This window comes from Methylobacterium sp. J-030 (assembly GCF_022829545.1).
In the GTDB taxonomy this organism is placed as follows: Bacteria; Pseudomonadota; Alphaproteobacteria; order Rhizobiales; family Beijerinckiaceae; genus Methylobacterium.
Genome location: NZ_JAKSYM010000124.1, coordinates 1 through 11,229, shown reverse-complemented (window position 1 = coordinate 11,229; position 11,229 = coordinate 1). Strand labels below are relative to the sequence as shown.

The following is an 11,229-nucleotide window of genomic DNA, read 5'->3' as shown; positions in this document are numbered from 1 at the left end:
GTGGGACAGGGATCTGCGCGCACCCTCCCCCCTCTGCGGGCTAGCGGATTCACACATCGGGTTCGGGATTGTGGTCCGGTCGCTCGATGAGGCGGTCCAGAAGCCCTATGCGCCCTCCCTCCCCCCTCTGCGGGGGAGGGTGGCCCCTGCGTCAGCAGGGGTCGGGAGAGGGGAACCCGGGTTCAGAAAGGGGCGCGACCTTCATGAGGGACAGAGCTCAAACCTGCACCGTCGCTCCCCTCTCCCGACCCCCTTCGGGGGCCACCCTCCCCCGCAAAGGGGGGAGGGAGGGCGCGGATCCTACGCGCTTCCTGCGGCAGAAGCCCAACCGCCTCAGTACAGCCCGCCCGCCTGCGCGGCCCGGTCGGGATCCGCCGGCACGGCCGCCGCCGCGGGGGCCGGCGCCTGGCTGCCGCCGGACGGGGCGACGTAGGAATCCGGCGGCGCGGTGCCGGGCTTGAACGCCTCCAGGATCGTCCCCGCCCCCTCGCTCGAACCGGCGCGGGTGCCGCTGGCGAGGTTGATGCGGATCAGCTTGATCCCCGGGGGCACGCGGAACGGGGTCGGCGGCTTGTCCTTGAGGGCCGTCTTCAGGAATTCCAGGGCGATCGGCGCCGCGAGCCCGCCGCCGGTGGCCCGGTCGCCCAGCGAGCGCGGCTTGTCGAAGCCCATGTAGATGCCCACCGCCAGATCCGGCGAGAAGCCTACGAACCACGCGTCCTTGGCGTCGTTGGTGGTGCCGGTCTTGCCGGCGAGCGGCTTGCCGATCTGCTTCAGCAGGGTCGCGGTGCCGCGCTGGACCACGCCCTCCATGATCGAGACCATCTGGTAGGCGGTGAGCGGGTCGAGCACCTGCTCGCTATCGTCCACCAGCTTCGGCTCGTCCTGGCCCGACCACTTCTCGGCGTCGCAGCCGATGCATTTGCGGTTGTCGTGCCGGTAGATCGTCTCGCCGGTGCGGTCCTGGATCCGGTCGATCAGGGTCGGCCGGATGCGCCGCCCGCCATTGGCCAGCATCGAGTAGGCGGTGACCATGCGCATCACCGTGGTCTCGCCGGCGCCCAGCGACATCGGCAGCACCGGCAACAGGTCGTCGTAGACGCCGAACCGGCGGGCGTACTCGGCGATGAGCGGCATGCCGACATCCTTGGCGAGCCGGACCGTCATCAGGTTCTTCGAGTGCTCGATGCCGTAGCGCAGGGTGTGCGGGCCGCCGGACTTGCCGTCGTAGTTCGAGGGCGTCCAGGCCTCCTGGCCGGGGCCGGCCTCGATGGTGATCGGCGTGTCCTGGATGATCGAGGCGGGGGTGTAGCCGTTGTCGAGCGCCGCCGAGTAGACGATCGGCTTGAACGACGAGCCGGGCTGGCGCATCGCCTGGGTGGCGCGGTTGAACTCGGATTCGTCGTACGAGAACCCGCCCACCATGGCGTGGACGCGGCCCGTATTCGGGTCCATGGCCACGATGGCGCCGGAGACCTCGGGCTTCTGCCGGAGCCGGAACTGGCCCTTCCCGCCCTCGATCGCCTCGACATACACCATGTCGCCGGGCTGCAGGTTCGGGCGGCCGGCCCAGCGCATCCCGTCCGGGGTGATCACGCCGGTCTCGCGGTCCTTGCCCACCTGGCCCGAGGCCTCGCGCTTGGGCTGGAGGCCGACCTGCACGCCGCCGGCGCCGTTGCCCAGCACCACGGCGAGCCGCCAGGGCGCCACGTCGCCGAGCGCCGGAACCTCGGCTGCCGCCATCCCCCAGTCGCGCCCGGTCAGGTCGACCTTGGTGACGGGCCCGCGCCAGCCATGGGCCTGATCGTAGCGCACGAGGCCGTCGACCAGCGCCTTGCGGGCCCAGCCCTGCATCTTCGGATCGAGGGTGGCGCGCACCGAGAGGCCGCCCTCGTAGAGCTTCTTCTCGCCGTAGCGCTCGGAGATCTCGCGGCGGACCTCCTCGGTGAAGTAGTTGGCGTTGGCGGCGTTCGGGAAGGCGACGCGCGGGTTGACGCCGAGCGGCATCTTCTTGGCGGCGTCCGCCTCGTCCTTGGTGATGTAGCCGTTCTCCGCCATCAGGCGGATGATCTCGTTGCGGCGGTCCAACGCCGCCTGGGTCTTGCGGTAGGGGTGGTAGTTGTTCGGCCCCTTCGGCAGGGCGGCGAGGTAGGCCGCCTCGTTGATGGTCAGCTCGTGGACCGATTTTCCGAAGTAATCCAGCGCGGCGGCCGCGACGCCGTGCAGGTTGCGGCCCGGGACGATCGTCCCCAAAAAGATCTCGTTGAGGTAGAGTTCCAGGATCTTGTCCTTGGAGTAGGCGGCCTCGATCCGGAGCGCCAGCAGCGCCTCCTTGATCTTGCGATCATAGGTCTGCTCGGACGACAGCAGGAAATTCTTGGCGACCTGCTGGGTGATGGTCGAGGCGCCCTGGCGCTTGCCCGACTTGGCGTTGGTCAGGAAGGCGCGCACGATCCCCTCGGGGTCGATGCCGCCATGCTTGTAGAAGTTCTTGTCCTCGGCCGACAGGAAGGCCGCGACCACGATCTTCGGCATCGCCTGGATCGGCAGATAGAGCCGGCGCTCGCGGGCGTATTCGGCGAGCAGAGAGCCGTCGGCGGCGTGGATGCGGGTCATCACCGGCGGCTCGTAATTGGCGAGCGCCGCGTGGTCGGGCAGGTCCTGGCTGTACTTCCAGTAGAAGTAGCCGCCCACCGCAGCGCCGACCACGAACAGCACCGCAGCGGCGCTGAACAGGATCCCGAAGAAACGAAGGATCAGACGCATCCGGTGTTCCGCTCGTCGCTGGCCCGGCCGCATGCCGGAATCGGCTCACCCGGCGCGTGCGTCCGCTCACGGTACGGTCGGCCCCCGGATGGTCCCGTGTGGCCCCCTCGGAATGCCGGTGCGACGGCTGCGAGCGGGCGTTCGGACGGCCCGTATCGACACTTACTCTATGGTAAAACTGGGGCGATCGCGGCCGCGCGACGCGTCGAAGCCGGCCGGTTCAGGGTGGCGCGATTGGTAAAGAACAGATCGATCGCCTTGGCCATGGACCCGGTGACGCCAGCGCGCCACTCCGGCGATTGCAGCATCTCCAGGTCGTGCTTGCTCGACAGATAGCCGAGTTCCACCAGCACGCTCGGCACGTCGGGGGAGCGCAGCACCACGAAGCGCGCCTCGCGGTGGGGCTTGGAACTCATCTCCATCACGGGGCTGAGCTGGCCCATCAGGGTCCGGGCGAAGCCGGAGGAGAAGCCGCGGGTCTCCCGCAGGGTCAGCTCCTGCAGGATGTCGGCGATGTCCGGGGGCGCCTCGGCGGCGTCGACGCCCGCGGCCGCATCGGCCCGGTTCTCGCGCTCGGCGAGCTTGGCGGATTCGAGGTCGGTCGCCTTCTCGGAATTGGTGTAGATCGTGGCGCCGCGCACCTGCGGGGCCGCCGAGATCGAATCCGCGTGGATCGACACGAACAGGTCGGCCTTGGCCTCCCGGGCGAGGCGCACGCGGTCGGCCAGCGGCACGAACACGTCCCGGTCCCGGGTCATCCGGACCCGGTAGCGGCCCCCCGCCTCGAGCTTCTCGACGAGCGCCTGGGCGAAGCCGAACACGATGTCCTTCTCGAACACGCCCCCCACCGCGATGGCGCCGGGATCGGTGCCGCCATGGCCGGCATCGACCATGATCAGCGGGCGCTGGTCGGCGGTCTCGGGCGCGGCGGCCCGGGCCTGCGCGGGGGCGGGATCGGCCGCGGCGGCGGCCTTGCGGAACGCCTCGCGGTCGGCGCGCTGGAGCGGGATGGTGAGCAGCACGGCGCCGTCCCGGGGCCGCGTCGTGGTCTCGATCTTCCCCACTGTGGCGGGCGCGGCGAGGTCGATCACGATGCGCGAGCGCCCGGGGGCGAACAGGCCGTAGCGGAAGGATTGCACGAGGCCGTCCCGGCGGCTGCCGGTGCCGGATTCGAGCTGGAAATTGACCTCGGGCAGGTCGATCACCGCCCGGTCGGGCCGCTCCATCACGAAGCCGCGGGCCTCCACGGCCCGGGACAGGGTCAGGGTCAGGCGCGTGGCGCCGCCCTGGCTGGCGAGATCGGCCCCGATGGCGATGGCGGGCTTGTCGCCGTTCTGCGCCGCGACCGGTGCCCCCGCCAGCGCGGGAAACAGCGCGACGGCGAGGCTCAGACAGGCGGAACGGATCAGGCGCGCGCAGTTCGGCATTGGTCCGGTATCGTCTCCCGCACCCTCCGTTCAGGCATGGGACCGTCATGGTTAACGGTAGGTTGCCGGGGCCGGTTTGATCCCGGAGCCCTGCGCCCGGGATGCGACAAATCTGGGGCCGCGTCAGCGGAACGCGACGGCGCGGCTCGCCTTGCCCATCACCGTGACCCAGCAGGTCAGGGAGGCATCGGCGGCGCGCTGGACCTCGCCGACCTGCAGGCGGATCAGATCGGCCGGCGTCCGGACATCCGAGAGGGCGCGGAAATGCGCCAGGGCGGCCTCGCCCTCGCCCTGCACGTAGCGGGCGATGGTCGAGCCGATCTCGATCGCGTCGATGCGGTCGGGCGCGAACACGATTCGGTTCGGCGCCGAGGCACCGGCGGCGCGCGGCGCCACCGGGGCGGGGACGAGATCCGGCGCGGGGCCTTCGTCGAACTCCCGCTCCGGAGCCGCAGGGTCCGCCTCACGGGGAAGCACGGCGTGGGCGTTGCTGTCCGGTAGCGCGGCTTCGGGCGCGGCTTCGGGCGCGCCTTGGAGTTCGGCCGGAGCGGCCTGTGCCGCCGGCTCGGCATCCGCGAACGCGGCGGGCGACGGAGCCGCCTCGGCCACGGCCGACGCATCCGTGGCCGACTGGGACAGCGACGGCTCAGGCACCGACGATTCGGACACCGATGATTCGGACACCGACGCGATCGGAGCGGGCATCTCCGCATCCAGGGGCGGTTTCGGCTGCCAGTTGGAACGACCCGCTCTCGGCCGACGCGGTTTCCCCATCGCGCGATCTCCTCCTGTCCGCTTCGTCCGACCCGCGGGGGTGGCGGTCCGCGACCGGCCGGCCCTGATCGGGGTCGAGCCCGTGACGCTCGGGCGTCGAATCGGAAACCCGGCCGGTCCGAAACGGCCGCCCGGATCGCCGAGAGGCCCCCGATCCGAGCGGACCGGGGGTGCGCCGGCCCTTAGCGGGCGGCGTTCTGGGCCAGGGCGCCGTAATCCTTGGCCTGGGCCTGGAGGGCGGCGAACTGGCTGCGGACGAACTCGGACTGCACCTCGAAGGCCTCGCGCAGGTCCTTGGTGCGCGCGAGCTTCTGCGCGAAGTCGAAGGTCGCGTTGGCATTGGCCTGGGCGTGATCAAACCCCTTGGCGATCGCCGCGCTGACGGCCGACTGGAAGGTCTGGCCCGAGGCCTGGGCCTGCTCGGCGACCTTGACGGCGTTGGCCATCATGGTGCCGACGGCGTTGCGCGCCTGGTCGACGCTCTTCTCGGCGAAGTCGCGCATCTCGGTCGGCATCTCGAAATTCGGGGTCTGCATCGATGTCTCCAGTGGGATTGTGGAGCGGGACGCCGGCTGCGTCCGCCGTGACGCGTCCGTATATGTTGCACTGCAACAAGAAGTCAAGTGCATATTAGGCGGCCGGTCCGGCCCCGGTCTGCATCGATAAAATTCCGGATTCAGGATCTCGGAAAGTCCTCGCGCCGACCCGGCAGCGATAGATCAGACACGCAACCAAGCTTCGCCGTTTATAGGGCGGACTGGACTGCTGATTCGCTCGGGGAGTCGATTGACAAGAAATCATCCCGTTGTCCAGAGGGCTGGAACCGGTCACGTATCCTTTATATACCCGACCGGTCGGGCTGTTCGAGAGCTGCCGCGGCCTGCCGGCCCAGGGGGCGATGTTGCATCGCACCAGAGGCGTTCGCCCCGAGCCCGCCGTACAGAATCCGGAGCGCGGCCGCGTGCGTCGCGAGGGTCATCGGGGCGGTCCGGGCCTCGGCGTAGGCCCGCGCACCGAGGCTCCGGGCACAGGTCTCGTCCCGCAGGGCCGTGAAGGCCGCGGCCAGGGGCCCGACCTCCGGCGCGACCACGAAGCCGGTCTGCCCGTGCCGGACCTTCTCGGCGGCCCCGGAGCGGTCTGAGGCCACCACCGGGATCCCGGCCGCCAGCGCCTCGTAGACGGTGAGCGGCCCGGTCTCGTACCAGCGCGACGGTGCGGCCAGCGCCCGGGCGCGGCGGCGCAGGATGTCCCAGACCGCCTCGGGGCTCTGCCAGCCGATCACCTCCACGCCGTCCCGGGCACGCAGCTCCGCCTCCAGGGGGCCGGCACCGATGAACAGGGCGGGCAGGCCCGCCGCGCGGGCGGCCGCGGCCACCAGATCGGCGCCCTTCTCCCGGGTCAGGCGCCCGACATAGGCGATCGCGTCGCCGCGCTCAGGGGTGGCTGCCGGTCCCTCCGCGACCCGGACCGGGTTGTCGATCCGGTGGTGGGTGACGGCGTAGCCGTCGAGAAGGTCGCCCATCCGCCGCCGGCTGGCGTCGCAGACATGGACCACGTGGAGCGGCCGCCCCCGCACCGCCTGCCGCAGGGCGACGGTCCGGGCGACGCGCACCAGCTTGTGGGCGCGGCTGCGCGCGTCGCAGGGCGCCGCGATGCAGGCGGCCGATAGCGGCGTCAGCCCGCAGGGCTCCGCCCGGTCGAAGCGGTAATAGACGCCGTTCGGGCAGGCGAGGGCGTAGTCGTGCAGGGTCACGATGAGCGGCACGCCCGCGCCCGACAGGACCGGGAAGACCGCCGGCGACAGGGTGCGGGTCCATTGATGCAGGTGGATGCAGTCCGGCCGCACCGGCAGCGCGGCGAGCGCCGCCGCGAGCTTACGCGAAGCCGCCGCGTGCCAGATCCCGGCCGCCGCCGCCCTGGCCCCGCCGAGCGACCAGATGTCCGGCAGGCCGAGCACGACCCGCCGGATGCTGTCATGCGCGAGCAGGGGATCGGGATCGCCCGGGATCGCCTGGAGGTAGGTAACCGAGACGCCGGCCTCCGCGAGCCCCCGGGCCGATTCGAGCGCGACCTTCTCGGCGCCGCCGCTCGCGGACGCGAACTCGGCCAGGATTACGACGTGCATGGAGAAAGCCCCGGCCTCTGCTGCCGGGATGATGGCGAAGACCGGTTTACGGGGGATCAACCGCGAGCGGTTACAGGTGTTCGGCCCAGATCCGAGCCCCGGAAACACGACCGTGCACGTCGTCCTTGTCGCAGACCACGCCTCGATCAACGGCGGCCAGGCCAAGGTGGCGATCGAATCCGCCCTGGGCCTCGCGGCCCGCGGGGTCCGGGTGAGCCTGTTCGCCGCCGTCGGGCCCGTGGATCCGCGCCTCGAACCCGCCGGCATCCGGGTCGTCTGCCTGGAGCAGGACGACGTCACCACGGCGCGCAGCAAGCTGGCCTTCGCCGCGCAGGCGATCTGGAACGGCGCGGCGCGCCGCGCGCTCGCCCGGGAACTCGCCGCCTGCGATCCGCGCGACACCGTGGTCCACGTCCACGCCTTCGCCAAGGCGCTCTCGCCCTCGATCGGCATGGCTTTGCGGGAATCGGGCCTGCCCTGCCTCTACACGATGCACGAGTTCTTCCTGGTCTGCCCGACCGGCGGCTTCTACGCCTATCCGGAGCAGAAGATCTGCCACCGCACGCCGATGTCGGCCTCCTGCATCGTGGCGAATTGCGATGCGCGCAGCTACCCGCGCAAGGTTGCCCGGATGGTCCGCCATGTCGGGCTCGCGCAGGTGGCCCGGCTGCCGGAGCTGTTCTCGCACGTCATCACGATCAGCGACCTGCAGGAGCGGGTCGTGCGGCCGTTGATGCCCCAGGGAACCGCGTTCCACCGGGTCGACAACCCGATCGCGGTCGCGCAGGCGCCGCTGCGGGACGGGCCGCCGGGCGATTTCCTGTTCGTCGGGCGGATCTCCACCGAGAAGGGGGCGCCGATCTTCGCCGAGGCGGCCCGGCGGGCAGGGGTGCGGGCGGTGTTCGTGGGCGACGGCCCGGAGCGGGCCGACCTTGCGGCGCGCTACCCGGAGGCCGTCATGCTCGGCTGGCGCGCGGCGGACGCCGTGCAGGATCTGATGCGGCAGGCCCGGGCACTGGTGTTCCCAAGCGTCTGGTACGAGGGGCAGCCGCTGACCGTCTACGAGGCGCTGGCCTGCGGCGCGCCGGTGATCGTGAGCGACGCCTGCGCGGGCCGGGAGGCGGTGATCGACGGCGCGACCGGATTCTGGTTCCACTCCGGCGATCCGGAGGCGCTGGCCGCGCACCTGCGCAGCCTCACCGACGACGGCCTCGCCGCCCGGATGGGCCGGGCCGCCTACGACCGCTACTGGGCGGCGCCGCTCAGCCTCGACGCCCATCTCGACCGCCTGGGGCGCGTTTACGAGACCGTGATGCGCGGGGCCGATGCCCGCGGGCCGGTCGCCGCCCCGGCGGCCGAGCGGCCGGCTGCGACGGCCTGATGCCGCGCCTTCCCCGAAAGATCGGAAACACCCGCCGCCGCCCGCGTTGATGCCCATCGGCACCCTTGCGTGCCCCGTCACGGACGAGCGAGCGACATGGCCGACGAGCAGAAGCAGAACGCAACCAAGCCGGGCTTCCAGCAGGGCAGCGCCAAGCCGGGCGACGACAAGCACCCCGACAACAAGCAGGAGAAGCTCAGCGAGCGCCTGGACGACGCCCTGGAGGAGACTTTTCCGTCGAGCGACCCGGTCTCGGTGAAGATCACCAAGTAGGACCGGGACGACCGAGCTTCTGAACTGCTCAAGGCTCAGCCCCTTAAGGGTTTAGCTGAGCGCTTGGCGCGCCCTTTCCCGGACAGGTGAAGCGTCAGCGGAACCTGATCCGGGATCCAGCACGAAGAGCGCCGCGCCAGCGGCACAGGTTAATCCAGATCGACGCTTCGCGATGTTGTGTGCTGGATCCCGGGTCGCACTCCGCTGGCGCTCCATGCGCCCGGGAAAAGGGTAGCGCCTCTGACGAGACACCGGAACGCCTTGAAACCGTCCGGCTTCAGCCCTTCGACGAGGCGTCGGGCGGCCAAGCCGCCCGGTCGCTCACGCGGCTTCGAGCAGCCGGCGGGCGATCACCTGGGCCTGGATCTCGGCCGCGCCCTCGAAGATCGACAGGATCCGGGCGTCGCACAGGATCCGGCTGACCTTGTATTCCAGCGCGAAGCCGTTGCCGCCGTGGATCTGCAGGGCGTTGTCGGCCGCCGCCCAGGCGACGCGGGCGCCGAGCAGCTTGGCCATCCCGGCCTCTAGATCGCAGCGCTTGCCGGCATCCTTCTCGCGGGCCGAGAAGTAGGTGAGCTGGCGGGCGATGTTGATCTCCACCGCCATCATGGCGAGCTTGTCGGCCACCCGCGGGAAGCTGACCAGCGCCTTGCCGAACTGCACCCGCTCCTCGGCGTAGCGCAGGCCGACATCGAGGGCCGACTGGGCGACACCGATGGCGCGCGCCGCCGTCTGGATCCGGGCCGACTCGAAGGTCTGCATCAGCTGGGCGAAACCCTTGCCCTCGACCTCGCCGAGGAGGTTGGCGGCCGGGACCTCGAACCCCTCGAAGGCCAACTCGTATTCCTTCATGCCCCGGTAGCCGAGCACCTCGATCTCGCCGCCCGACAGGCCCTGGACCGGGAAGGGCTCCTCATCGGTGCCGCGGGGCTTCTCGGCGATCAGCATGGAGAGGCCCCTGTGGCCCTTCTCCTCCGGCTTGGTCCGGACCAGCACGGTCATGATGTCGGCGCGGACCGGGTGGGTGATCCAGGTCTTGTTGCCCGTGATCTTCCAGGTGTCGCCGTCCTTGACGGCCTTGGTGCGCAGGCTGGCGAGGTCGGAGCCCGTGTTCGGCTCGGTGAAGACGGCGGTCGGCAGGATGTCGCCCGAGGCGATCTTCGGCAGGAAGCGCTGCTTCTGCTCCTCGGTGCCGCCGCACAGGATCAGCTCGGCGGCGATCTCCGAACGGGTGCCAAGCGAGCCGACGCCGATATAGGCGCGCGACAGCTCCTCCGAGACCACGCACATGGCGGTCTTGGGCAGGCCCATGCCGCCGTATTCCTCGGGGATCGTCAGCCCGAAGACGCCGAGTTCGGCCATCTTGGTGACGATCTCCATCGGGATGTAGGCGTTCTGCAGGTGCCATTCGTGCGCCTGATCGACCACCTCGGCCTTGCCGAAGCGGCGCATCTCGGAGCGGATCGCCTCCATGTCCTCGTCGAGGCCCGAGGCGCCGACGGTCGCCGAGCCGCTGCCGTCGCGCATCTGGGCGACCAGGGCGGCGCGGTTCTCCGGCGTGTTGCCCTCGGCGATCAGGGTCTCGACCGCCTCCGTGCGGTATTGTGCCACCTCCTTGGCGGTGAGGCCTAGCGACCCGGTGAGGCGGACCATCTCGCCCTGGCTCATCGGGATGCCGGAGAAGAGCTGGTCGAGATACTCGCCGGCGCCGATCCGGACGAGGAGCGCCTCGGTCTCGCCGAACCGGCCCTCGGCCTGCAGGCGCTCAGCGTAGCCGCCGAGCTCGGCCACCGCCTCCGCGTAGGTGGCGAGCCACGCGAGCCCGTGGGCGGCGTGCTGCTGGCCTTCGAGCTTGGCCGCGTCGATCCGCCCGTCCGTCCCGAGGATCCGCGTACGGACCCGGCGCGTGGCCTCGGCGGCCAGCGCCTTGGCGCTCTCGCCGGCGCTCTTGGTCAGGGACACGAGGTCCTGCGGCTCGGTCTGGATGGCGGGGGATGCGGACATGGCTTTTGGCTCGCCTGGCGTTTTATTGGATCGTGTCTTTTAACCTGTCCGGGGCGCAAGCCGAAGCAGATTTCGTTTGGCCCGTCTTGAACTGAAGTTGAAGGCCGGGGACGCGGCAGACATCCGCTCGACTTGGAATGCCGGATCACATCCGGATTCCGGCTTCCGTTCTCAGGTAACGACATCTGCCAGACCCGCGCGTTTCCCTCCCCCCTCTGCGGGGGAGGGTGGCCACTGCGTCAGCAGGGGTCGGGAGAGGGGACCGCCGGTGGAGGAGAGGGCTTAGGTCTTCATGGAGGCGGCGACCAATACAGAAGCTGGGTTCCCCTCTCCCGACCTCCTTCGGGCGTTACCCTCCCCCACAGAGGGGGGAGGTAGAGACACGGCCCGGTTCGCATACGACCTCACTGCTTCTGCTCGCAGGACGTCCTCACATAGGCGCCGTCTTCGCACAGAAAACCGGAAGTCGCGCAGAGCAC

The 11,229-nt window shown here is 70.5% G+C and carries 8 protein-coding genes; 2 read left to right on the top strand and 6 right to left on the bottom strand.

Going from position 1 to position 11,229, the window contains the following annotated elements; genetic code table 11:
* Positions 1 to 333: 333 nt before the first annotated feature.
* The 5 genes from MKK75_RS06960 to MKK75_RS06940 form a co-directional block, all read right to left on the bottom strand.
* Positions 334 to 2,766, bottom strand: coding sequence for a penicillin-binding protein 1A (locus tag MKK75_RS06960; protein ID WP_244041882.1), 2,433 nt, complete (start codon positions 2,764 to 2,766; stop codon positions 334 to 336).
* 167 nt (positions 2,767 to 2,933) lie between these two features.
* Complete coding sequence (locus MKK75_RS06955) at positions 2,934 to 4,193, bottom strand: N-acetylmuramoyl-L-alanine amidase (protein ID WP_244041881.1); 1,260 nt, start codon at positions 4,191 to 4,193, stop codon at positions 2,934 to 2,936.
* Positions 4,194 to 4,316: 123 nt separating this feature from the next.
* Positions 4,317 to 4,847: a hypothetical protein gene (locus tag MKK75_RS06950; RefSeq protein ID WP_244041880.1), complete on the bottom strand. Its 531-nt coding sequence runs from the start codon at positions 4,845 to 4,847 to the stop codon at positions 4,317 to 4,319.
* A gap of 302 nt (positions 4,848 to 5,149) precedes the next feature.
* Positions 5,150 to 5,503, bottom strand: coding sequence for a phasin (locus tag MKK75_RS06945; RefSeq protein ID WP_244041879.1), 354 nt, complete (start codon positions 5,501 to 5,503; stop codon positions 5,150 to 5,152).
* A gap of 302 nt (positions 5,504 to 5,805) precedes the next feature.
* Positions 5,806 to 7,092, bottom strand: coding sequence for a glycosyltransferase (locus MKK75_RS06940; protein ID WP_244041878.1), 1,287 nt, complete (start codon positions 7,090 to 7,092; stop codon positions 5,806 to 5,808).
* Positions 7,093 to 7,204: 112 nt separating this feature from the next.
* Between MKK75_RS06940 and MKK75_RS06935 the strand changes: the two genes are divergently transcribed.
* Both MKK75_RS06935 and MKK75_RS06930 read left to right on the top strand, forming a co-directional pair.
* Positions 7,205 to 8,473, top strand: coding sequence for a glycosyltransferase family 4 protein (locus MKK75_RS06935; protein WP_244041877.1), 1,269 nt, complete (start codon positions 7,205 to 7,207; stop codon positions 8,471 to 8,473).
* 96 nt (positions 8,474 to 8,569) lie between these two features.
* Positions 8,570 to 8,746: a hypothetical protein gene (locus MKK75_RS06930; protein ID WP_244041876.1), complete on the top strand. Its 177-nt coding sequence runs from the start codon at positions 8,570 to 8,572 to the stop codon at positions 8,744 to 8,746.
* Between the two features lie 321 nt (positions 8,747 to 9,067).
* On the opposite strand, the gene MKK75_RS06925 is transcribed toward MKK75_RS06930, so the two are convergent.
* Positions 9,068 to 10,750, bottom strand: a complete 1,683-nt coding sequence (locus MKK75_RS06925) for an acyl-CoA dehydrogenase family protein (protein WP_244041875.1) — start codon at positions 10,748 to 10,750, stop codon at positions 9,068 to 9,070.
* Positions 10,751 to 11,229: the final 479 nt, after the last annotated feature.